The organism is Azospirillum griseum (assembly GCF_003966125.1).
GTDB lineage: Bacteria > Pseudomonadota > Alphaproteobacteria > Azospirillales > Azospirillaceae > Azospirillum > Azospirillum griseum.
In genome coordinates, this window is record NZ_RXMA01000007.1 from 16901 (window position 1) to 38181 (window position 21281).

General features: G+C 66.4%; 21 protein-coding genes and 1 tRNA gene. 11 read left to right on the top strand and 11 right to left on the bottom strand.

The features are described 5' to 3' along the window. The first annotated feature begins 133 nt into the window (after nucleotides 1–133). Nucleotides 134–1048: a LysR family transcriptional regulator gene (locus EJ903_RS09385; RefSeq protein WP_126614471.1), complete on the top strand. Its 915-nt coding sequence runs from the start codon at nucleotides 134–136 to the stop codon at nucleotides 1046–1048. 94 nt (nucleotides 1049–1142) lie between these two features. On the opposite strand, the gene ttdB is transcribed toward EJ903_RS09385, so the two are convergent. The 3 genes from ttdB to EJ903_RS09400 form a co-directional block, all read right to left on the bottom strand. After that, nucleotides 1143–1751 (bottom strand): L(+)-tartrate dehydratase subunit beta, encoded by a 609-nt coding sequence (ttdB, locus tag EJ903_RS09390; protein ID WP_126614473.1) that lies wholly within the window; start codon nucleotides 1749–1751, stop codon nucleotides 1143–1145. Then, entirely contained in the window at nucleotides 1748–2608 is an 861-nt protein-coding gene (gene ttdA / locus EJ903_RS09395) for a L(+)-tartrate dehydratase subunit alpha (protein WP_246015392.1), read from the bottom strand. The genes ttdB and ttdA overlap by 4 nt, the downstream gene beginning before the upstream one ends. A gap of 152 nt (nucleotides 2609–2760) precedes the next feature. Then, complete coding sequence (locus EJ903_RS09400) at nucleotides 2761–5451, bottom strand: tetratricopeptide repeat protein (protein WP_126614477.1); 2691 nt, start codon at nucleotides 5449–5451, stop codon at nucleotides 2761–2763. 240 nt (nucleotides 5452–5691) lie between these two features. Between EJ903_RS09400 and EJ903_RS09405 the strand changes: the two genes are divergently transcribed. Continuing rightward, nucleotides 5692–6132, top strand: coding sequence for a bleomycin resistance protein (locus tag EJ903_RS09405; RefSeq protein ID WP_126614479.1), 441 nt, complete (start codon nucleotides 5692–5694; stop codon nucleotides 6130–6132). A gap of 30 nt (nucleotides 6133–6162) precedes the next feature. Here EJ903_RS09405 and EJ903_RS09410 read toward each other — a convergent pair whose 3' ends face one another. The 3 genes from EJ903_RS09410 to EJ903_RS09420 form a co-directional block, all read right to left on the bottom strand. Then, entirely contained in the window at nucleotides 6163–7164 is a 1002-nt protein-coding gene (locus EJ903_RS09410; RefSeq protein WP_126614480.1) for a glutathione S-transferase family protein, read from the bottom strand. Nucleotides 7165–7241: 77 nt separating this feature from the next. Then, nucleotides 7242–7814: a YceI family protein gene (locus EJ903_RS09415; RefSeq protein ID WP_126614481.1), complete on the bottom strand. Its 573-nt coding sequence runs from the start codon at nucleotides 7812–7814 to the stop codon at nucleotides 7242–7244. Nucleotides 7815–7892: 78 nt separating this feature from the next. After that, a complete protein-coding gene (locus EJ903_RS09420) occupies nucleotides 7893–8747 on the bottom strand; it encodes a hypothetical protein (protein ID WP_126614482.1) in 855 nt (284 codons plus the stop codon). Between the two features lie 135 nt (nucleotides 8748–8882). Here EJ903_RS09420 and EJ903_RS09425 point away from each other — a divergent pair, with 135 nt between their 5' ends. The 5 genes from EJ903_RS09425 to EJ903_RS09445 all read left to right on the top strand — a co-directional run bounded on the left by EJ903_RS09425 (nucleotide 8883) and on the right by EJ903_RS09445 (nucleotide 14071). Continuing rightward, entirely contained in the window at nucleotides 8883–9785 is a 903-nt protein-coding gene (locus EJ903_RS09425; RefSeq protein ID WP_126614483.1) for a LysR family transcriptional regulator, read from the top strand. A 451-nt stretch (nucleotides 9786–10236) separates the two neighbouring features. Beyond that, on the top strand, nucleotides 10237–11013 hold the full coding sequence (locus EJ903_RS09430) for an ABC transporter ATP-binding protein (RefSeq protein WP_210211418.1): 777 nt from the start codon (nucleotides 10237–10239) through the stop codon (nucleotides 11011–11013). After that, nucleotides 11003–11875, top strand: a complete 873-nt coding sequence (locus tag EJ903_RS09435) for an ABC transporter permease (protein WP_246015394.1) — start codon at nucleotides 11003–11005, stop codon at nucleotides 11873–11875. Before EJ903_RS09430 ends, EJ903_RS09435 begins: the two co-directional genes overlap by 11 nt. Further along, nucleotides 11872–12987 carry an ABC transporter permease gene (locus tag EJ903_RS09440; protein ID WP_126614484.1) on the top strand — a complete coding sequence of 372 codons (1116 nt, stop codon included), beginning with the start codon at nucleotides 11872–11874 and terminating at the stop codon, nucleotides 12985–12987. Before EJ903_RS09435 ends, EJ903_RS09440 begins: the two co-directional genes overlap by 4 nt. Before the next feature lie 76 nt (nucleotides 12988–13063). Further along, nucleotides 13064–14071 carry an ABC transporter substrate-binding protein gene (locus EJ903_RS09445; RefSeq protein ID WP_126614486.1) on the top strand — a complete coding sequence of 336 codons (1008 nt, stop codon included), beginning with the start codon at nucleotides 13064–13066 and terminating at the stop codon, nucleotides 14069–14071. A 54-nt stretch (nucleotides 14072–14125) separates the two neighbouring features. On the opposite strand, the gene EJ903_RS09450 is transcribed toward EJ903_RS09445, so the two are convergent. The 5 genes from EJ903_RS09450 to EJ903_RS09470 all read right to left on the bottom strand — a co-directional run bounded on the left by EJ903_RS09450 (nucleotide 14126) and on the right by EJ903_RS09470 (nucleotide 16932). After that, on the bottom strand, nucleotides 14126–14758 hold the full coding sequence (locus tag EJ903_RS09450; RefSeq protein ID WP_126614488.1) for a 3'-5' exonuclease: 633 nt from the start codon (nucleotides 14756–14758) through the stop codon (nucleotides 14126–14128). 116 nt (nucleotides 14759–14874) lie between these two features. Further along, complete coding sequence (locus EJ903_RS09455; protein ID WP_126614490.1) at nucleotides 14875–15210, bottom strand: GIY-YIG nuclease family protein; 336 nt, start codon at nucleotides 15208–15210, stop codon at nucleotides 14875–14877. A 166-nt stretch (nucleotides 15211–15376) separates the two neighbouring features. Next, the gene (locus EJ903_RS09460; protein ID WP_126614492.1) at nucleotides 15377–15739 is read right to left on the bottom strand and encodes a zinc-binding dehydrogenase; all 363 of its coding nucleotides are present in this window, start codon (nucleotides 15737–15739) and stop codon (nucleotides 15377–15379) included. A gap of 331 nt (nucleotides 15740–16070) precedes the next feature. Further along, nucleotides 16071–16147 (bottom strand) — tRNA-Arg (locus EJ903_RS09465). Nucleotides 16148–16236: 89 nt separating this feature from the next. Beyond that, complete coding sequence (locus EJ903_RS09470; protein WP_126614494.1) at nucleotides 16237–16932, bottom strand: GntR family transcriptional regulator; 696 nt, start codon at nucleotides 16930–16932, stop codon at nucleotides 16237–16239. A 331-nt stretch (nucleotides 16933–17263) separates the two neighbouring features. On the opposite strand from EJ903_RS09470, the gene dctP reads away from it, so the two are divergent. From dctP to EJ903_RS09490, 4 genes are read left to right on the top strand one after another with little or no spacing between them, the layout of a single operon-like run. Then, nucleotides 17264–18286 carry a TRAP transporter substrate-binding protein DctP gene (gene dctP / locus EJ903_RS09475; protein ID WP_126614495.1) on the top strand — a complete coding sequence of 341 codons (1023 nt, stop codon included), beginning with the start codon at nucleotides 17264–17266 and terminating at the stop codon, nucleotides 18284–18286. Continuing rightward, nucleotides 18286–18846, top strand: coding sequence for a TRAP transporter small permease (locus EJ903_RS09480; RefSeq protein WP_126614497.1), 561 nt, complete (start codon nucleotides 18286–18288; stop codon nucleotides 18844–18846). Before dctP ends, EJ903_RS09480 begins: the two co-directional genes overlap by 1 nt. Then, nucleotides 18846–20183, top strand: coding sequence for a TRAP transporter large permease (locus tag EJ903_RS09485; protein ID WP_126614499.1), 1338 nt, complete (start codon nucleotides 18846–18848; stop codon nucleotides 20181–20183). Before EJ903_RS09480 ends, EJ903_RS09485 begins: the two co-directional genes overlap by 1 nt. A gap of 38 nt (nucleotides 20184–20221) precedes the next feature. Continuing rightward, the gene (locus tag EJ903_RS09490) at nucleotides 20222–21265 is read left to right on the top strand and encodes a dienelactone hydrolase family protein (RefSeq protein WP_126614501.1); all 1044 of its coding nucleotides are present in this window, start codon (nucleotides 20222–20224) and stop codon (nucleotides 21263–21265) included. The last annotated feature ends 16 nt before the right edge of the window (nucleotides 21266–21281 follow it).

The window sequence follows — 21281 nt, forward strand, 5'->3', positions numbered from 1 at the left end:
GTTTGTGGTGTTCGGATGATCGTGCAGCGCTGCGGTGCCCAACGGTTTATCAGTGAACCGAACAGTGGGAAACCGCATGGCATTGTACAAAAAAATGGTATAATCCCCCCAGACGCAGAAGGGGGAATGGCGCGTGGATCTGCATCAGTTGCGTTGCTTCCTCGCCGTGGCGGAGGAGCTGCATTTCGGTCGCGCCGCCCAGCGTCTGGGCATGCTGCCGTCCGCCCTGGGCCGTCACATCCGCTTGCTGGAAGAGGATCTGGGGACCCGGCTGATGAACCGGACCACGCGCAGCGTCGCTTTGACCGACGATGGGGCCTGCTTGTTGGAGGAGGCGCGCGCGCTGTTGCTGCAGGCGGACCGTCTGGCCGCGCGTTTCCGGTCGGGCGCGCGGGTCCAGACCTCCGTCTTGCGGGTGGGGGCGATCGACAGCGCGGCGGCGGGGCTGTTGCCGATGCTGCTTCAGGATTTCCGCGCCCGCCACCCGGACGTCGTCGTGCAGCTGACGGAGGACAAGACCATCCGCCTGTTGCCCCGGCTGCGGTCCGGGCGGCTCGATCTGGCCTTTGTCCGCCCGCCCGAGCAGCCGGATCGGGCGCTGGACGCGCTGTTCCTGTTTCACGAAACGGTCGTCGTCGCCTTGCCCGCCGATCACCCGCTGACCGGTCGGTCCAGCCTGCGGATCGAGGACATCGCCGACCAGCCGGTGATCGTGCCCGAACGGCGATCACGCCCGCACAGCCACGATCTGACGATGAAGCTGTTCGCCGAAGCCGGGCATCAGGCCCGCGTCGCCCAACTGGCCGAAGAAAAGCAAACCATCATCAATCTGGTCGGGGCCGGGTTGGGGGTCGCCATCGTCCCCCGTTGGACCGCGCGGATGGCCCCGCCCAGCGTTCGGTTCATCCCGTTGGAGGGGGTGGGCGGCGCGCCGGTGGATCGGTTGCCGTTGGCGGCGGCCTGGATGCGCGGGACCCGCGACCCGCTGCGCGACCGCATGCTCGACACGCTGCGCGACCAGCTCGCGCGCTACGCCGATCAGGCCTGACCACCAACAAAGGGCCACGAAAAACCCCCGGCGAGGCGGTGCTCACCGGGGGAGTGCGGGGGGAATGGCTGACCGGAAAGGCCGGAGCGGCGCGTCAGCGGATGAAGCCGACCTGGCTTTTGATGCGGTCCAGGATCGGCCCCTTCTTTTCGTTGAAACGGGCCTTGTTCTGTTCGAACAGGTTGTTGCCCTTGGTGTCGATGGAGATGATGAGCGGCCCGAACTCGTTGACCTTGTTGATCCACATGGTTTCGGGCATGCCCAGATCCTGCCACTCGGCCCCTTCGATCCTCTCCACCTGGGTGGCGGCCAGAACGGCGCAGCCGCCGGGGAACACGGCGTGGACGGCCTTGTGTTCGGCGCAGCCCTCGGCGGTTTCCGGCCCCATGCCGCCCTTGCCGATAACCAGCTTCACGCCGGTTTCCTTGATGAATTGCTTTTCAAACTTCTCCATCCGCATGGAGGTCGTCGGCCCGATGGAGACCATTTCGAACTCACCGGCCTCGTTCTTTTTCACGATGGGGCCGGCGTGGAAGATCGCCCCGCCTTTCAGATCGACGGGCAGTTCGCGCCCCTGGTCGATCAGGCGGCGGTGGGCGACGTCGCGGCACGTCACCAGACGCCCGGTGAGATACACGATGTCGCCGATCTTCAGATCCGCGAGATCCTCGTCCTTGATCGGGGTGGTCAGGATCTTTTTCACAGCGTCACCCCTTCGTGCGACAGGATGTTGTAAGACAGATCGGCGTTGAACTTGATGCGCCCGCGCCGGTGCGCCCAGCAGCCGGTCGACACCGCGACGCCGATGGTGGAGGGGTGGCGGGCCGAGGATTCGATGTTCACGCCCATCACGCTGCTGTTGCCGGTCAGGCCCTGCGGACCGATGCCCAATTCGTTCAGGCCCTCTTCCAGCAGCGTTTCCATCTTGGCGGCGTTGGCGTTGGGGTGGCGGGAATCCACCGGGCGCAGGATCGCCTTTTTCGACAGGCGCGCGGCGGTTTCCGCCGAGGTGGACACCCCGACCCCGACCAGCAGCGGCGGGCAGGCGTTGATCCCGCGCGAGGTGACGACGTCGAACACGAAGTCGGCCACGCCTTCATAGCCCTGACCGGGCATCAGCACGGTGGAGGCTCCGGGCAGGGTGCAGCCGCCGCCCGCCATGTAGACGTCGATGATGGCGCTGTCCTCGTTCGGGACGATTTCCCAATCCAGCCAGGGAATCCGCGATCCGGTGTTGGTGCCGGTGTTCTTCTCGTCAAACGCCTCGACCGCGTTGTGGCGCAGCGGCCCGAGTTTGGTGGCCCCGAGCGTGGCGTTGCGCAGGATCTCCTCCAACTCGCCCAGCAGCGGGAATTTCGCGCCGACGGTGATGAAATACTGGATGACGCCGGTGTCCTGGCAACTCGGGCGGTTGAGCTTGTCGGCGGCCTCCTGGTTCGCGGCCATCGAATCGAACAGGACGTTGGCCATCTCGTTCGTTTCTTTGCTGCGCAGGTCGGCCAGCTTCCCTTTCACATCGGTCGGAAGGCGTTTGCCGATGTAAGAGGTGAATTTGGTCATGACATCCGTCATGACCTCAACGGGTGATTGCTCGGTCACGGTCCCTACCTCATGGCTTTCTTGTCAAGGCCGACGTCCGGCGCGTCCGCTCTCGATTCAACAGTAAGCCTTTGATCGGGATGCCTTAAATCACCAATGATTATACAAAAATTTCAAACAATCCCACGCGCCCAGCGCCGCCACAGCGCGCGATAGACCCGCTCCATCTGCCGGGCCTTGTGCGGGCCGTTCAGGAAGGGGGCGGCGGCGATCCGGGCGCGCAGGGTGGCGCGCAGGGCGGTCAGGCGCGCCGGATCGGCGGCCAACGCGGCGGCGATGGCGACGTAGGAGTCGTCGTCGGTGGCGATCAAATCCGGCAGATCCAGCGCCGACAGCAGCGACGCCGACCAGCGGCTCATCATGTTGGCGCCGGGTCGCGTGACCACCGGAACGCCCATCCACAACGCCTCGAAACTGGTCGTCGCCCCGCAGAAGGGGAAGGGATCCAGCGCGATGTCGATGCCGTGATAGAGCGCCAGATGATGGCGGCGGTCCTGCACGCTGGCGGGGGTGAGAACGCGGGCGGGATCGACGCCCTGGTCGGCCACCATCGCGCGGGCGCGGGCCGCCAATTCCGGCGCAGCGTAGAGATTTTTGTATTTCAGCACCAGCCGGGAGCCGGGAACCGCCCGCAACACCCGGCCCCACAGCGCCAGCACGGCGTCCGATTGCTTGGCCGGGTTGTTGAAGCTGCCGAAGGTGACGCCGCCGCGCGCCAGCAGGGGCGGCGGTTCGGGCGGCGGGGCGTCGTCGATGGGGGGATAGGCGAACAGGGTGGGCAGGCGGATCGGCCGTTCGGCGAAGGATTCGGCGTCGGCCGGGGCGAAGCGCCCGCGCGGCGTCATCACCCGGTCGGTGATGAGGTAATCCATCGCCGACAGGCCGCTGGTCGCCCCGTCATACAGGCTGATCTGCACCGGTGCGGCGCGGTGGGCGGCGACCAACGGGCGGTTGGAATCGAAGCGTCCGGCGACGATCACCAGCACGTCGATGCCGTCGGCGCGGACGCGCGCCGCCGTTTCGGCATCCGACAAGCCACCGACCTCGCGCCAGCGGTCCATCAACGGGCGCAGGCGTTCGGTCGTCTCGTCCGGGCGGGCGACGTGGGCGTAGGCGGTGATCTCGAACCGTTGGTGGTCGTGGTTGGCCAGGATCGGTTCCAGATTGCGCGCCACCGGGTGGCTGCGGAAATCGGCGGACAGATAGCCGACGCGCAGGCGGCGGTTCGGATCACGATCGTTTGCGCAAGGTCGGGAGCTTGCGTACAGCGGGGCAGCGTGCAGCCGTTCGAACCGCCGGTGTTCGGCAAAGCGCATCGCCTCTGTCCAGCCCGGATCGTAGAGGATGGAGGAGAGCAGGTTGCGGTGGGCGTCCACATTGTCCGGTTCCAGCGCCTGCGCCCGGCGGTAGCCCGCCGTCGCCTCGGCGTAACGGGCGGTGGCGCGCACGATGCTGGACAGGTTGCACAGGGCGTCCCGGTGGGTGGGGTCGAGCACCAGCGTGTGGCGGTAGCCCTCCGCCGCCGCGTCGATCCGCCCCAGCTCCTGCAAATCCAAGGCGCGGTTGAAGGCGGTTCCGACCTGATCGGGGGCCAGGATCAAGGCCCGGCGGTACGCCCCCACCCCGTCACCCGCGCGGTCCAGCCCGCGCAGGGTGTGGCCCAGGTTGAACCAGGGTTCGGCCAGATCGGGGCGCAGCGCCACCACGGTGCGCAAGGGGGCCAGCGCGTCGGTCGGGCGCCGGTCGGCCAGACGCAGCAGGGCCAGATTGGCCCAGGCCCGATGATCGCTCCACAGCAGGCGGACGGTGCGGCGGTAAGCGCCGTCGGCCAGCGCTGGATCGTTGGGCGCGCTCGTCACCGCCAAGGCGAACTGCGCCTCGGCGTCGTCGGGGTGCGCGATGGTCCAGCGGGTGAAGGCGCGCACCGCCCCGGCCCGGTCGCCCGCCGCCAGACGGCAGGTTCCCAGCGCGTTCCACAGGATGGGTTCGCCCCCGCCCAACCGGATGGCTTCGGCGGCGGCCTCCGCCGCCTCGGTCTGGCGACCGCGCGCGTGAAGCTGTTGGGCCAGCCCGCGCCACGCCCCGGCCAAGCGGGGATCGAGCTTCAGCGCGTGTTGGTAATGGCGCAACCCGGCGTCGCTGGTCTGTGGCAGCCGGTTGCCGAGATTGACGTGCGCGCCGCTCAGGCCCGGATCGCCCACCACCGCCCGGCGCAGCGCCGTGGTGCTGTCGTCCAACCGCCCCAAGGCGGCCAGCGCCAGGGCCTGATGATACCAGGCCGCCCCGAAACCGGGGTCGATCCGGCCCGCGCGGGCGAAGCTGTCGGCGGCCTCCGCCGTGCGGCCCAGGGCGCGCAGGGCCAGGCCCCGGTTGTTGGCGGCGGCCGCGTGGCGCGGGTTGGCGTCCAGCGCGCGGGCGAAGGCGTCCGCCGCCGCCGCCCGCTGGCCCAGCCGGTCGAGCAGAACGCCGTGGTTGAACTGGGTGTCGGCGTGGCCGGGATCGAGCGCGGCGGCGCGGCCATAGGCGTCCGCCGCCTCGACCACCCGGCCCAACCGGTCGAGCGCCATGGCGTGATGGCGGTGGAACTCGGCCACCGTCGGATTGTGGTCAATGGCGCGGCCAATGTGATCGGCGGCGACGTCGAAGGCCCCGCACTGGGCGGCCAGCACCCCGAACAGGTGGAGCGCCGCCGCGTTGTCGGGATCGACGTCCAGGATCCGCCGGTACAGCGTTTCCGCCTCCGCCAGCCGCCCGGACTGGTGATGGTCGGCGGCGACGGCGAGGGCTTCGGCGACGGTGGCCATGGCGAGAGTGTTGACCTTGCACAGGAGCGTTGGACGCGGGTGGCGTGGCGGTCAGGATAGTGGAAGGGACGGAGTTGCGGCTATGGTGCTGTGTGTTTGCACGCGGACGCAACGCGTTCAAGCGCCGACGCGAGGGCCGTTGGTCAGGCACCGACCATGATTGGGCAGGGTCTTGATGGCCACATTGGTGGTGATGAGGATTTTGTCTGAACGGTCTTAAGGGAAAATTTGGGGAGTCGCATGAACAATCAAAATTGGGCCGTTCTTGTCCCGGAGTTGACGTGCAGGAACATTGACGTCAGCAAGAAGTTTTACTGCAACATTGTCGGGTTTTCGATGACGTTTGAGCGTGAAGAAGATCGTTTCATCTATCTTGACCTGGGCGGCGCGCAGCTGATGTTGGAGGAGAGGCACGAAGGCAGTTGGGAGACCGGGCCACTCGCTCCCCCCTTTGGTCGGGGAATCAATCTTCAGATCGAGGTTGAGGCGCTCCAACCGATTTTGGACCGATTCGCCCAGGCGGGCCTGTCCCTCTTCCGGGAGGCGGAGGAGGTTTGGTACCGAGAAGACGACATCGAGCATGGCCAGATCGAGGCGCTTGCTCAAGATCCCGACGGCTATCTTCTGCGGTTCGTCGAAATTCTCGGCACGCGCCCCGTTGCGTCCCCTGGCCCAGCGTGATGCGGGGCGGAAACCGATGCGCTTTGGTCGTCAGCCCCGCGTGACGATGCCGCGACCGGGCAGGGCGTCGCGCCCGTGGGGGCTGGTCAGATCCAGCAGCGGCCCCTTGGGCACGATGCCGGTCGGGTTGACGGTGGCGATGGAGTAATAGCCCGCCTTGATGTCGTCGATCCGCACCGTGTCGGCCACGCCCGGCCATTGGTACAGCTCGCGCAGATAGCCCGACAGGTTGGGGCAATCGGCGATGCGGTGCAGGTTGCATTTGAACGCGCCGTGATAGGCGGCGTCAAAGCGCACCAGCGTCACGAACAGCCGCCAATCGGCTTCCGTCAGCCAGTCGCCGACCAGATAGCGGTTCCGCCCCAGATGGTCTTCCAACCGCGCCAGCGTGGCAAACAGGGCGTCAAAGGCGCTGTCGTAGCTGCTCTGCGACTTGGCGAAGCCGCAGCGGTAGACACCGTTGTTGACGGTTTCGTAAATCAGCGCGTTCCACTGGTCGATGTCCGCGCGCAGCGCTTCGGGGTAGAAATCCAGCCGGTTGCCGGTCAACCCATCGAAGGCGCTGTTCAGGATGCGCAGGATGTCGGCGGATTCGTTGTTGACGATGCGCCCGTCCCGCCGATCCCACAGCACCGGAACCGACACCTTGCCGCTGTAGGTCGGATCGCTGGCGGTGTAGAGCTGGTGCTGAAAGCGGAAGCGCGGCAGGTGCGGTCCGGCGTCCTCGTCGGTGGGGTAGGTCCAGCCATCCTCACCCAGCACGGGCAGGGACACCGACAGGCCGATGATCCCTTCCAACCCCTTCAACGCGCGCAGGATCAGCGTGCGCGACGCCCAGGGGCAGAGGTAGGAGACATAGAGGTGATAGCGCCCGGCCTCGGCGGGGCGGGTCGGAGTGCCGTCGGCGTCGGGCGCGCCGTCCGGGGTGATCCAGCCGCGAAAGCGCGTCGGTTCCCGGTGAAAGGCCCCGTTCTTGATCTCGCTGGCGGCGACGTCGCCCTTGACCCACACCCCGTTGACCAGTTCCGGCATCGTCATCCCCGTCGGCAAACATCGGCAAAACAGACCGGCGCGGCGGATCGCTCCGCCGCGCCGGTCGTCGCAACCGCTTACTTGGTGGCTTCGGCTTCGATCAGCAGTTCGATGTCGTCGCCGATGTAGGGCGCGCCGTACTTCATGCCGAAATCGGTGCGCTTCAGCGTGCCGCGCGCCGAGAAGCCAACGGTGTCCAGCTTCGACGCCGGGCTGTTGCCTTCCTTGTTGAAGGTGACGGTCAGCGTCACCGGCTTGGTCACGCCCAGCATGGTGAAGTCGCCGGTCAGCGTCCCGGTCTTGTCACCGGTCTTGACGATCTTCGTGCTCTTGAAGGTCAGCTTCGGGAATTCCTTCACGTTGAAGAAATCCGGGGAGCGCAGGTGCTCGTCGCGCTTGGCGTGGTTGGTGTCCACGCTGGCGGCGTCGATGGTCATCGTCACGCTGCTCTTGTCCACGGCGTCCTTGTCAAAGCTGACGTCGCCCGAGGCGGTGTTGAAGCGGCCGATCAGGTTGGAGAAGCCCAGATGGTTGACGATGAACGCCACGCTGAGGTGGCCGGGATCGACCTTGTAGGCGACCGGGGCGGCAAAGGCCGGGGCGCTGGTCAGGGCGGCGAACAGCAGGGCGGCGGACGCGATCTTCTTCATGGAGACAGACTTTCCTGTGTGTGTGGTGTGAGGACGAAGAGAGGAAAAAGGAAGCAGAAGGGTGGCGGGGCGGCGGCGTCAGTAGGGCGACGCCTCGCCCCCGCTCAGCAGGAAGGCGGCGGCGATGGCGGCCAGCGCCGGAACCACCGCCAGAACGGTGACGGCGACCGTCGCCAGCGCCGGGCCGAACCCGGTCATGCCGATCGGCAGGCGACGGCGCAGGGCGTCGGCGGCGAGTGCGGGCAGGGCGATCAGCAGGGTGGTCGATTCCGCCTGGGTGAACAGGGTCAGGATGGTGGCGATCAGCACCGGCAGCGCCAGCGCCACCCGGCCCGACACGCCCCAGACATGGCGCTCGGTCGGCCAGTTCCACAGCAGGAATCCGCCGGTCGCGGCGGTCAGCGCCAGACCCAATTGGGCGATGGAGGCCGACGAGCCGATCAGCGCGGTGACGCCGACGGCCAGCGCCAGCGCCAGCAGGACGGCCGCCGGGCCGGTGGTCTTCTCCGCGCCCGACAGGGAGTCGGCGAAGGCCACCCACAGCCCGACGGCGGCCAGCACCACCAGGGTGACGAAGGCCCGCGCGGAGTCCAGCGCCGGAAGCGCGATCCAGACCAGCGCTGCGACGAACCACAGCCCGATCAGGGTGGAGGCCGCGCGGCCCCGCAGGCCCAGCGCGTCGGCCACCAGACCCAGCGCGAAGCCGACAACCACCGACCAGAACAGCTTGCCCATGCTCGACGGCGGCGGCAGTGCTGGCAGGCCGACCACCAGCAGGAACAGCGCCAGAAAGGCGAGCGCGATCCCCCCGCTGGCCAACAGCCGCCCGTTCCGCGCGCCGCCGACCAGGCGCAGCAGGCCCACCGCCAGCAGGCCCAGCAGCAGCGGCAGAACGCTGGATTGGACAAAGGGATCGTTCAGAAGGTCGGACATGACGAACTCATGCATCGTGAGAGTGAAACGCAGTCGCGTGAGTCTCTGGACGCCGCTGTGCGCTCCGTTATTCCCTCAGACCTTACACTGTGCGAAAATAAGCATGAATTCCGAATTGGCGCATAAGGTGTCTGCATGAACGCACAGAACGATTGGGACGACGTGCGCTATTTCCTGGCGGTGGCCCGGCAAGGCTCGTTGTCGGCGGCGGCTCGTCAGCTTGGGGTCAACCATTCCACTGTGCTGCGCCGCATCGCCGGGCTGGAGGGGGCCATGGGGGTGCGGCTGTTCGACAAGCTGCCGCGCGGCTATGTCCTGACGGCGGCGGGGGAGGAGATGCACCGCACCGCGCTGGCGATGGAAGAGACGCTGGCGGCGGCCAGTTTGCGCCTGTCCGGGCGCGACGCCCAGATCGACGGGACCCTGCGCGTCACCACGGTGGACATCATTGCCCTGCACGTCCTGCCCCGGCATCTCGCGGCCTTCCGCCAGCGCCATCCCGGCATCCGCGTCGATGTGACCATCGCCGAAGCGTCGCTCAGCCTGACCCGGCGCGAGGCGGACATCGCCATCCGCCTGATCGGCCAGCCACCGGACACGCTGGTGGGGCGGGTGGTGTCGGGGCTGGCCTTCGCCCCCTACGCCGCCGCGCCGCTGGCCGAGCGCCACGGCGACGCGCCGTTGAGCGCGGCCGCGTGGGCGAGCGTGGACGAAAGCTTTGATCACACCAGCATGGCCCGGTGGATGAAGGCCACGATTCCGGCGGAGCGCATCGCCTACCGCGTCAATTCGGTGGCCGCCCTGGTGGAGGGGGTGCGGGCCGGGTTGGGTTTCGGCCTGCTGCCCTGCGCGCTGGCCGACCGCATGCCCGACCTGCGCCGCGTCGGCCCGGCGGTGGAGGACAGCGGAATCAAGATGTGGCTGCTGACCCACCGCGACCTGCGCATGATGGGCCGTGTCCGCGCCTTCCTCGATTTCATGGCAACGGCGCTGGCCGGGGACCGCGATCTGTTGGAAGGGCGGGGCGGGCAACCCTGACAGCGTTGCTGGTTCGACTGTTGCGGGTGACGCTGTTCCGGGGCAGGCGCGTCCTTGCGCCATCGCCCCGGTCCCTGCGGGTCATCGGCGTGATCGCTGTCGCCGCAGCGGCGTGTGCCTGGAATTCACTCACCGGCCCATTGACTGCCTGTTTCTTATGCGGATGGCCTCACGCGATCATCCCGCGATGGTGGGGGAGCAGACCCTGTCTTCATCGTCAAAATTTGTCTCACTGGACAGGTTTTCCAACGTCTGAAACAATGGTGGGTATTCGGACTGTTCAGCCATCCCACCAATCTGGCCCGCCTTTTGCTGCTGGATCGGGTGAGAGACGCCAACGCGAGGACGCCGCCCCGTGCCAGCCGCCCCATCCCCCTCCCTGCCTCCCGCCCTGACCGCCGTTCCGCCCCCAGCGCCGTTCGCCGAACCGGGGGCGGAACCGGGGCGGACCATCGTCGACGTCCGCAACCTGACCCTGACCTATCAGGCCGCCGATCATCCGGTGTACGCCCTGAGCGACGTCAGCCTGTCGATTGCCCAGGGTGATTTCATCTCGCTGATCGGTCCCAGCGGCTGCGGCAAGACCACGCTGATGCGCGTCATCGCCGATCTGGAACAGCCCACCGGCGGAACCGTGCTGGTCAACGGGATGACGCCGGAACAGGCGCGGCTGAAGCGGGCCTATGGCTATGTCTTCCAGGCTCCGGCGCTCTACCCGTGGCGCACGGTGGAACGCAACGTCACCCTGCCGTTGGAGATCATGGGGATCCCGCGCGGCGAACGCCAGACCCGCGCCCGCGAGCAGCTGGAGCGCGTCGGGCTGGCCGGGTTCGAGCGCAAATTCCCCTGGCAACTCTCCGGCGGCATGCAGCAACGGGTGTCCATCGCCCGCGCCCTGGCCTTCAACCCCGACCTGCTGCTGATGGACGAACCCTTTGGCGCGCTGGATGAAATCACCCGCGACCATCTGAATCTGCAGCTGACCCAATTGTGGCGGCGCACCCGCAAGACCTGCGTCTTCGTCACCCATTCGATTGCGGAGGCGGTGTTCCTGTCCACCCGCATCGTGGTGATGAGTCCGCGCCCGGGCCGGATCCTCGACGTCATCGACTGCGCGCGGGATCTGCCGCCGGAACGCACGCTCGACATCCGCGAGTCGCCGGAGTTCCAGCGCATCGCCCACCGCGTCCGTGAAGGGCTGATGGAGGGGCATTCCTATGACGACTGACCGGATCCTGCCGGTGGCGGCGATGTCGCTGGCCATTCTGGTGCTGTGGTACGCCGGGGCGCTGTGGCTGAACGGCCCGCAGGCGGTGGAGGCGTTGAACCGGCTGGGCGACGGTTGGGGGACCGCCGATTTCGTTCGCCAAGCCTTCGCCATGAAGCGCCCGATCCTGCCCACCCCCGATCAGGTGGCGGTGGAGCTGTTCCAATCCCTGACCGGCACGCCCGTCACCCACATCCGCAACCTGCTGTACCACACCGGCGTCACCGCCGGATCGGCGCTGACCGGCTTTGCCATGGGCGTGGTTTTGGGCGTGGTGCTGGCCGTCGGCATCGTTCAGGTGCGGACGCTGGAAGCCAGCCTGCTGCCCTGGGTCATCGCCTCGCAAACCGTGCCGATCCTGGCGATTGCCCCGATGATCGTCGTCATCCTGGGCAACATGGGCTTCACCGGCCTGCTGCCCAAGGCGATCATCAGCATGTATCTGTGCTTTTTCCCCATCACGATCGGCATGGTCAAGGGGCTGCGCTCCGCCGATCCGCTGGCGCTTGATCTGATGCGCACCTACAGCGCGGGCACCGGCCAGACCTTCCGCCTGCTGCGTCTGCCGTCCTCGCTGCCCTTTCTGTTCGCCAGCCTGAAGGTGGCGGTGGCCGCCAGCGTCGTCGGCGCGATCGTGGGCGAATTGCCAACCGGCGGCCAGGCCGGGTTGGGCGCGCGCCTGCTGTCGGGATCTTATTACGGCCAGACCGTGCAGATCTGGAGCGCGCTGGTGATGGCGGCCCTGCTGGGGGTGGCGCTGGTCGCGGCGGTTGGTGTGGCCGAACGGGCGCTGGTGCGCTCCGGCCCGGGAGGTGGACGATGATCGGAGTGGCCTCTCGCCAACCGCGCCCCGCGATGGCCCCCGGGCCGCTGGTGGCGCTGCTCGCCCCGCTGTTGCCGCTGGGCGGCGTGGCCGGGCACAGCGTGGGTTTTGTGGACAGCCCGGTGGCCGTGGCCGGGCTGGTCCTGCTGGTGGGGACGCTGCTGCTGCGCCGGTTGGCCGTCGGCGCGTTGTCGGAAGCGGTGATCTTGTCGGTCGGAGTCGCGGCGGGCTATGGTGCGACGCTGCGGTTGCTGGCGGACGGCCTGGCCCCGGACGCCGGGCTGTGGTTGCTTCTGCTGGGCGCAACCCTGCTGCTGGGGCGAGTGCTGCGTCTGCTGGCGGAGGTGAGCGGCCCGGCCCGCCACGCCTGCCCGGCGCTGTTCGGGCTGGCCATCCTGCTGCTGTGGGAGATTCTGACCCGTGGCCTTCAGGTGCCCGCCATTCTGCTGCCGCCGCCCAGCGCCATCGCCGCCGCCTTTGCCACCAACGCCGCCGATCTGTGGGACGATTTCCGTCAAACCGTGCTGATTTCGGTGCTGCGCGGCTATCTGCTGGGGTGCGGGGCGGGATTCGCCGTGGCGATTCTCGCCGACCGGGTCCCGTTCCTGGCGCGCGGCCTGCTGCCGCTGGGCAATCTGGCCAGCGCCATCCCGGTGGTGGGCGTCGCGCCGATCATGGTGATGTGGTTCGGCTTCGATTGGCAATCGAAGGCGGCGGTCATCGTCGTCATGACTTTTTTCCCCATGCTCATCAACACGTTGGCCGGTTTGGCCAGCGCCGAGCGCATTCAGTTGGATCTGATGCGTTCCTACGCCGCAGGCTATTGGCGCAGCCTGTTGCTGTTGCGGTTGCCCTGCGCCTTGCCCTTCCTGTTCAACGGGTTGAAGATCAACTCGACCTTGGCCCTGATCGGGGCCATCGTGGCGGAGTTCTTCGGCACCCCGGTGGTTGGGATGGGTTTCCGCATCTCGACCCAGGTGGCGCGGATGAATCTGGATGTGGTGTGGGCGTCGATCACGGTCGCGGCCCTCACCGGATCCCTGCTCTACGGCGCGCTCGCCCTGGCGGAGCGCCGTGTCACCGCCTGGCACCCTTCGTTCCGCAAACGCTGATCTGTTTTCGCCTGCTCTGTTTTCGTCGAACACCGTCCGCTCACGCCAACTCACCAACAGCCGAGGACCATTCGCGATGAAGACCCTTGCTTCCGCCCTTCTGCTCGCCGCCACCGCGCTGACCGGTTTCTCCGCTGCGGCTTCGGCCGCTGACAAGCTGACCCTGCAACTGAAATGGGTCACGCAGGCCCAGTTCGCCGGTTATTACGTTGCGGCGGAAAAGGGCTTTTACAAGGACGCCGGGCTGGATGTGATGATCAAGGCGGGCGGCCCCGACATCAACCCGACGCAGGTCATCGCCGCCGGGGGGGCGGATGTGATCGTCGATTGGATGCCGTCGGCCCTGGCCACCCGTGAAAAGGGCGTGCCGCTGGTCAACATCGCCCAGTTCTTCCAGACCTCCGGCATGATGCTGACCTGTCGCAAGGACGCCAAGATCAGCGATCCGAAGGATTTCAAGGGCAACACGCTGGGCGTCTGGTTCTCCGGCAACGAATACCCGTTCCTGTCCTGGATGAGCAAGCTGGGCCTGTCCACCTCCGGTTCCTCACCGGATGTGAAGGTGCTGAAGCAGGGCTTCAACGTCGATCCGCTGTTGCAGAAGCAGGCGGCCTGCATTTCGACGATGACCTACAACGAATATTGGCAGTTGATCGAAGCCGGGATGAAGCCGGAAGACCTCGTCGTCTTCAAATACCAGGACCAGGGCGTGGCGACGCTGGAAGACGGGCTGTACACCACCGACAAGCAGCTGTCCGATCCGAAGATGGTGGAAAAGCTGGCGAAGTTCGTCAAGGCGTCGGCCAAGGGCTGGGAATACGCCGCCAAGAATCAGGCCGAGGCCGTCACCATCGTGCTGAACGCCGACACCACCGGCGCGCAGACCAAGGAACACCAGACGACGATGATGCAGGAGGTCGCCAAGCTGATCGCGGGCGGCAAGAAGGGGACCGGCTACCTCGACCCGGCGGATTTCGACCGCACCGTGTCGATCCTGATGTCGGGCGCCTCGGCCCCGGTCATCACCAAGAAGCCGGAAGGGGCCTTCAGCCACGCCGTGTTTGACGCGGCGGCCAAGCTGTAAACGGTGATGGCCCCGCCGCGTGTCCGCGCGGCGGGGCCATCCTTCTCATGAAGGTTACTCGAACACGGCTTCGCGCGGCTCGATGTCGCCATAGGCCATCTTCAAAAAGGCGTCGATGGTCAGATCGGCGTCGAGCAGCGCGCCATGGTGGGAAAAGCGGTCGCTGCGATCCAGCCACAGCCGATCGCACAGGGCGTCGAGCGAGCCGGAGGCACCCGGGAACCGCTCGTGCGACATCTCCTTGGTGCAGATGAAACGCTGTTCGGGGAAGAATTGCTCGCCCCAGCCGATGCGACCACCCCGGGCGAATTCGTAGTTCAGGTAATCCATCTCGTTTTCATAGGCGTGGGCGACCATCAGGTCGTCGCCGATGAAGGCCACCAGCTCGTCGGCGATCTGGGGAAAGCGCGGGGCCGTCTTCAGATCGTTGGGGCGGATGTTGTGGACCTTGATCGAATCGGGGTGGATCGGCGCGTCGGGGTTGACGCGGCTTTCCCAGGTCCGCCCCTTCACCCAATTGGCCCCGTCGCGCACAACCTCGATGCAGCCGATTTCAATGACGACACCGGGCTGGCGCATCCCCTTGGGGGCCTTGCGGATGTCCTCCAGACGGGGAATGCGGCGTCCGGTCGTTTCGATGTCGATGGCGATCAGCCGGTTGCGGTCTTCCCACGGTTGCGCGGCCATGGCGGCGTGTTCCTCGCGTGTGTGATGGTTCGAAAACGGAAAGAGCGGCATCGGACCACGCTTCGTTCCGGTTGTCGAGCCTTTGGCCCGCCCGGCCTGTTTTTCACACGCGCGGTTCAGATCGGGCGTGCGCCCAACCGCTCCCGCCAATGGGCCACGCGGGCCTTGAGCCAGGCCTGACGGGCAAAGGCCAGATCCTCCTTTGGCATCCGTTCCAATGATTCAAAGGTGAAGCCATCCGGGCCGTGCTGGTTCCAGGCCTGTTGCACATCCCGGTGCGGGTCGCCGCCGGTGCGCAGCGAGAACCACAGGCGGTTTTGCACGCTGTCCAGCGTCTGCGTTTCCCCGACCCAAATCTGGTCGGTCGGGACGCAACGGATGGCGTAGATCCCGGCTTGCGCCGTGCGTTCCTTGTAGGCGGTGATGGCGGCTTTTCGCGCATTCTGAGTCACGGGTGGTCTCCGTCGCGTGGGCAATGCGGCGGTAATACACCCGGATAAAATTCGAAACAACTATTTTATCCGGGTGTTATATGGCAACTGGACATTGCAGGCGTGCCCCCGCAAGGCCGTCATTGCCACCCTCACACCCGAACAAAGTCACCCAACGCCAATCGCATCAAATCCGCTGGACGACCACCTTGCCCTTTGCGCGGCCCGTGGCGAGAGAGCGGAGGGCCTCTTGCGCCTGATCGAACGGAAACATCTGGTCGATCACCGGACAAACACCGCGTTCATCGATGATCTTGCCAATCTCGGCCAACTGTTCCCCATCGGGGCGAACAAACAAAAGGGAATAGTGGATATCGTTTTTCTGAGAGTCTGATTCGAAAATAATCAGAACGGTATCAACACCTTGCGATACGCCGAATGAGATCCTGCCCCCTGCAATGGTGCAGGTGAGGCTGTGGGGAACCGGCCCGCCGCAGCGCCCTTCGATGGCTGGTGTAGGCGGGTCCGTTCTCCACAGCGGGGTGGTCATCGCGGTTCTTTGATAGAGTCTGATCACCACACCTCAACCCATACGAAGGGTGACCACGATGACCGACAAGATGATGGCGCTTTGGAGGACGTGACGCCTCGCACGTTGCGACACAGGGCCGCCACCTGAATGGCCGAAGCGGACGTTCCGATGCTGATGGTTTCACGCTTCCTCGGGCACACCGATTCGTCGACGACCGAGCGTGTCTACGCCCATGATTCGACCGGCTATCTGGTGTCAGCGCGGGAGGCTTTGGATCGCCGCCGGTAGGTCACTGCCCCGAACACACCCCCAACCTGGGGAAAGTTTCGTCGTAACCTATTGCGAGGATTGGCGGACCCGACGAGATTCGAACTCATGACCTCTGCCTTCGGAGGGCAGCGCTCTATCCAGCTGAGCTACGGGTCCGTCGCCTGCGGATGCGGACCATAGCGCAAGGGATCCGCCAACGCAAACACTTAGAACAAAAAAAATCGCGCTGGATGACACCCCTTGGATCAGGCCACATCCAGCCGGGCTTCGCGAAGCGCGGCCAGGAAATCGGTGAAGGTGTCGCCCTGGATGGCGATGTGGCGTTTGGTGATGTCGCGGGCGGCTGCCGGATCACCGGCGATGATGGCGCGCACGATGGCGTCGTGTTCGGCCCAGGACCGGCGCATCCGGCCGGGGTGGCGCAATTGCAAACGGCGGTAGGACGACACCCGGTTCCGCAAGGCCCGCGTCATCTCCTCCAAATGCCGGTTGTGGCTGCCGATATAGATGATGTCGTGGAACTCGCGGTTGGCCTGATAATAGGCTTCGACATCGCCGTTGTCGCTGACCGCCCCGCAGCGCTCATGCGCCGCCTGCAAACGCGCCTGCTCCTCCGGCGTCATCCGGCGGGCGCAGAGTTCGGCGCACAGAGCCTCCAAGTCGGCCATCACCTCGAACATCTCGATGATGTTGTCGAGGCTGAGGACGGCGACGACGGCCCCCTGGCGCGGGCGCATCTCCACCAAACCGGCCGAGGCCAATTGCGCCAGCGCCTCCCGCACCGGGGTGCGCGAGACGTTGAAGCGTTCGGCCAGCGCGCTTTCCTCCAACCGCGAACCGGGGGCCAGGCGGCCGGAAGCGATGTCCTCCTCGATCAGGTCGCGCAGTTGGTCCGCGCGGTTCTGTCTGGGTTCGCTGCGTTCGCCCACGCTGTCGCTCATGCTCGCTCCTGTCTCCCCTGTTGCGGCGCATCATAACCGGATTTCCTGCCGGAGAATACAGGAACGCGAAAACAATTGCCACACCAAACAAATTCTGGCATACACAAACCGTCATATCGCATACAAGAACTCGACAACACGATACAAACCGCGCGATACACGGAGGAAACCCCATGATGTGCACCCTCTGCGCCGACCCACCCGGCTGACCCTTTTTCCCCGACCGCCGCGCCGGTCGCTGGCCTTGCGGACCCTGTCCGCGCCACCGCCGTCGCCTTGATCCGCCGTCGCTTTGACCCGCTTGATCCAGTTGATTGGAAAGGTCCGCCCCATGATCGTTTCGCGACGCGCCCTGGTCGGCGCCGCTCTGGCCGCCCCCGCCATCATCGCCGCTTCCCGCCTGGGCTGGGCGGCGGACGCGCGCACCCTGAAGATCTCCCACCAATTCCCCGGCGGCACGCTGGAGGAGGGTGATTTCCGCGACCGCATCACCCGCCGTTTCGCCGCCGAGGTGGAAAAGCGCACCGCCGGAACCCTGCGGTTCGAGATTTACCCCAGCTCGTCGCTGATGAAGACGCTGGCCCAGTTCAGCGCGCTGCGCAAAGGGGCGCTGGATCTGTCGCTCTACCCGATGCCCTACGCCGGGGGCGAGGTGCCGGAGGCCAATCTGGGCCTGATGCCCTGCCTCGTCACCAGCTACGAACAGGGACGCCGCTGGCGCACCGCCGCCATCGGACAGGAACTGACCCGGATCATGGAGTCCAAGGGTGTGAAGCTGCTGACCTGGATCTGGCAGGCGGGCGGCACCGCCTCGCGCGCCGGGGCGGTGATGAACCCGGAGGATGTGAAGGGCATGAAGATCCGGGGCGGCAGCCGCGAGATGGACATGATGCTGAAGGCCGCCGGGGCGGCGGTCAGCACCATCCCGTCGAACGAGCTGTACGCCGGGATGCAGACCGGGGCGGTGGACGCCGCCATCACCTCCTCCACCAGCCTGATTTCCTTCAAGCTGGAGGAGTTGAGCAAGCATCTGACCGTGCCGCGCCAGAACAGCTATTGGTTCATGCTGGAACCGCTGATGATGTCGAAGACCGTCTTCGATTCCCTCACCCCCGATCAGCAGAAGGTGGTGGAGCAGGTCGGGTTGGAGATGGAAAATTTCGGCTACACTGCCGCGCAGGAGGACGACGCCCGCATCGCCCAGATTTACGGCAAGGCCGGGGTGTCCACCGCCGACATGACGGCGGACGCGGTGAAGCGCTGGACCGACATCGCCCGCGACACCGCGTGGAAGGACTTCGCCGAACGCACCAAGGACGGCGCGCGCCTGCTCAAGCTGGCGGAGCAAGCCTGATGTCGGCGGCGGAACGGAACCTCATCCTGGGCGGGGCCAGCGGGCCGGTGGTCCGCGCGCCCTCGCTGAAATGGATCGGGGCGGCGCTGTCGCTCATCAACCGGGTGGTCGTGGTGTTGGCCTCGATCGCCGTCGTGCTGGCCGGTGTGGTGCTGACGCAGGAGGCCATCACCCGCTACGCCTTTCATCACCCCGCCGATTGGCAGGATGAAATGGCGGTCTTCCTGCTGGTCGGGGCGACCTTCATGTCGGCGGCCTGGGTGCAGGCCCGGCGGGGCCATGTCTCCATCGACGCGTTGGCGGAACTGCTGCCGCCCGCCGTGGACCGGGTCCGCCGCTTTGTCGCCGATGTGGCGTCCTTCGCCTTCTGCGCCTTTTTCGCGTGGAAATCCTGGACGCTGTTTCACGAGGCCTGGGAAGACGGGATGGTCACGCATTCCACCTGGGCACCGCCGCTGTGGATTCCCTATTCCTTCATGGCCTTGGGCATGACGCTGCTGGCGCTGCAAATCCTGTTGCAGGTGCTCGACAGCCTGCTGGCGAACGGGGAGGCCGACTGATGGGCGCGCTGGAACTGGGTCTGATGTACGGGGCCGCCACCTTCGGCGTGCTGTTTTCGGGCATTCCCATCGCCTTTGCCCTGGGGCTGGTGGCGACGATCTTCATGATGATCTTCATGCCCGCCGCCGCGCTCGACACCGTGGCGCAGAATGTCTACGAGGAAATGGCCAGCATCACCCTGCTGACCATCCCGCTCTTCATCCTGAAGGGGGCGGCCATCGGCAAATCGCGGGCCGGTGCCGATCTCTATTCGGCGCTGCACGCCTGGTTGCACAAGGTGCCGGGCGGCTTGGGCGTGGCCAACGTCTTCGCCTGCGGCCTGTTCGCCGCCATGGCCGGATCCAGCCCGGCCACCTGCTCGGCCATCGGCAGCGCCGGCATCCCGGAAATGCGGCGGCGCGGCTATTCCGGCGGTTTTGCGGCGGGCATCATCGCGGCGGGCGGCACGCTGGGCATTCTGCTGCCGCCGTCGATCACCATGATCCTGTACGCGGTCGCCGCCGAACAGTCGCTGGGCCGCCTGTTCCTGGCCGGGATCGGGCCGGGGCTGCTGATGGTGGTGATGTTCGCGGTCTACGCCGTGATCCGTTTCCGCAAGGAAAAGCGGATGGCGATGGCGGAGGGGCGCTACGACTCGCCGCTGCTGAAGGAAGAGCATTTCACCACGCGGGAAAAGCTGTCGTCGCTGCCGCGCGTGCTGCCCTTCGTCGTGCTGCTGACCGGCGTGATGGTGGCGCTCTATGGCGGCTTCGCCACCCCGTCGGAAACGGCGGGGCTGGGCGGGGTGCTGGCGCTGGCGCTGGTCGCCGTCGTCTATGGGGCCTACCGGCTGGACCAGCTGGGGCCGATGCTGACCTCCACCCTGCGGGAATCGACGATGCTGATGATGATCATCGGCATGTCGCTGCTCTACTCCTACGTCATGAGCTATCTGCACATCAGCCAGAGCGCGGCGGAGGCCATCGTCGCCCTGAAGCTGTCGCGCTGGGTGTTGTTGACCGCCATCCTGCTGATGATCGTGGTGCTGGGCTTTTTCCTGCCGCCGGTGTCGATCATCCTGATGACGGCACCGATCATCCTGCCGCCGCTGCGCGCTGCCGGGTTCGATCTGATCTGGTTCGGCGTCATCATGATGGTGGTGATGGAAATGGGGCTGATCCACCCGCCGGTCGGCCTGAACATCTTCGTCATCAAGAACATCGCCCCCGACATTCCGCTGAAGGATGTGATCTGGGGGGTGATGCCCTTTGTCGGGCTGATGATCCTGTGCGTGCTGCTGCTGTGCTTTTTCCCGCAGATCGCCACGGCGCTGCCCGGCTGGGTGTACGGCGCATGACCCCTTCCCTCTCGTCCCTTTGCCACAGGATGCGCCGCATGCCGCACGCCTCATCCCTCCGTCCCTCGTCTCTCAGCCGCACCCTGGCTGGTGCTGCCCTATCGCTGGCGGTTCTTGGGGCTGGTCTGGGCGCATCCCTCACCGCCGCGCCCGCTGTCGCGCAAACGGCGGACCGCGCCGCCATCGCCAGCCGGGTGGAACTGCACCCGATCCCGTCGCTGACCCTGTCGGACTCGCAATTCCTGACCGGCGACAGCGCCGGGGCCACCCCCGTCACCGTGTCGGGCGAATTCCGCGTCGCCCAGGGCGAGGGGCGTTTGCCGGTGGTCGTGCTGATGCACGGCTCCGGCGGCATCGGCCCCAACGTCGAGATGTGGGCGCGGCTGCTGAACGCGCAGGGCATTTCCACCTTTGCCGTTGATGGCTTCACCGGGCGGGGGCTGGTCTCCACCTCCGCCGATCAGGCGCGGTTGGGCCGTCTCAACCTCATCATCGACCTCTACCGGTCGTTGGAGATCCTGGCCAAGCACCCGCGCGTCGATCCGCAACGCATCGTGCTGATGGGCTTTTCGCGCGGCGGGCAAGCCGCCTTCTACGCCTCCCTCGCCCGCTTCCACGCCTTGTGGAACCGGTCGGGGGCGGAGTTCGCCGGGTACATCCCCTTCTATCCCGATTGCGCCACCCGCTACATCGACGATCTGAAGCCGGTGGCCAAGCCGATCCACCTCATCCATGGCGCGGCGGACGATTACAACCCGCTGCGCACCTGCGCCGCCCAGGCCGAGCGTTTGCAAAAGGCCGGGGTCAACGTGACCCTGACCAGCTACCCCGACGCCCATCATGGCTTCGACACGCCGTTGAGCGACGGGCCGGTGGTGTCGGCCACCGCCCAGACGGTGCGGGAGTGCAGCATTGAGGAGCGCGCGCCGGGCCAACTGATCAACACCGCCACCAACGCGCCCTTTGCCTACACCGACGCCTGCGTGCAGAAGGGTCCGCAGGTCGGCGGCAACCCGGCGGCCCGTGCGGCGGCGCAAAAGGACGTGCTCGACCTCGTTCTGTCACTGGTCAAAAAAGGCTGATCTGGATTGGGGAGGC

Excerpts from the sequence above, each read along its gene's own strand:
- EJ903_RS09470 (WP_126614494.1), bottom strand. The coding sequence starts at position 16,932 with ATGAGCGACAGCGTGGGCGAACGCAGCGAACCCAGACAGAACCGCGCG.
- EJ903_RS09410 (WP_126614480.1), bottom strand. The coding sequence starts at position 7,164 with ATGCCGGAACTGGTCAACGGGGTGTGGGTCAAGGGCGACGTCGCCGCC.
- EJ903_RS09405 (WP_126614479.1), top strand. The coding sequence starts at position 5,692 with ATGAACAATCAAAATTGGGCCGTTCTTGTCCCGGAGTTGACGTGCAGG.
- EJ903_RS09425 (WP_126614483.1), top strand. The coding sequence starts at position 8,883 with ATGAACGCACAGAACGATTGGGACGACGTGCGCTATTTCCTGGCGGTG.
- EJ903_RS09435 (WP_246015394.1), top strand. The coding sequence starts at position 11,003 with ATGACGACTGACCGGATCCTGCCGGTGGCGGCGATGTCGCTGGCCATT.
- EJ903_RS09450 (WP_126614488.1), bottom strand. The coding sequence starts at position 14,758 with ATGGCCGCGCAACCGTGGGAAGACCGCAACCGGCTGATCGCCATCGAC.
- EJ903_RS09485 (WP_126614499.1), top strand. The coding sequence starts at position 18,846 with ATGGGCGCGCTGGAACTGGGTCTGATGTACGGGGCCGCCACCTTCGGC.
- EJ903_RS09445 (WP_126614486.1), top strand. The coding sequence starts at position 13,064 with ATGAAGACCCTTGCTTCCGCCCTTCTGCTCGCCGCCACCGCGCTGACC.
- EJ903_RS09415 (WP_126614481.1), bottom strand. The coding sequence starts at position 7,814 with ATGAAGAAGATCGCGTCCGCCGCCCTGCTGTTCGCCGCCCTGACCAGC.
- EJ903_RS09440 (WP_126614484.1), top strand. The coding sequence starts at position 11,872 with ATGATCGGAGTGGCCTCTCGCCAACCGCGCCCCGCGATGGCCCCCGGG.
- EJ903_RS09490 (WP_126614501.1), top strand. The coding sequence starts at position 20,222 with ATGCCGCACGCCTCATCCCTCCGTCCCTCGTCTCTCAGCCGCACCCTG.
- dctP (WP_126614495.1), top strand. The coding sequence starts at position 17,264 with ATGATCGTTTCGCGACGCGCCCTGGTCGGCGCCGCTCTGGCCGCCCCC.
- EJ903_RS09400 (WP_126614477.1), bottom strand. The coding sequence starts at position 5,451 with ATGGCCACCGTCGCCGAAGCCCTCGCCGTCGCCGCCGACCATCACCAG.
- ttdA (WP_246015392.1), bottom strand. The coding sequence starts at position 2,608 with ATGACCAAATTCACCTCTTACATCGGCAAACGCCTTCCGACCGATGTG.
- EJ903_RS09460 (WP_126614492.1), bottom strand. The coding sequence starts at position 15,739 with ATGACCACCCCGCTGTGGAGAACGGACCCGCCTACACCAGCCATCGAA.
- EJ903_RS09420 (WP_126614482.1), bottom strand. The coding sequence starts at position 8,747 with ATGTCCGACCTTCTGAACGATCCCTTTGTCCAATCCAGCGTTCTGCCG.
- EJ903_RS09480 (WP_126614497.1), top strand. The coding sequence starts at position 18,286 with ATGTCGGCGGCGGAACGGAACCTCATCCTGGGCGGGGCCAGCGGGCCG.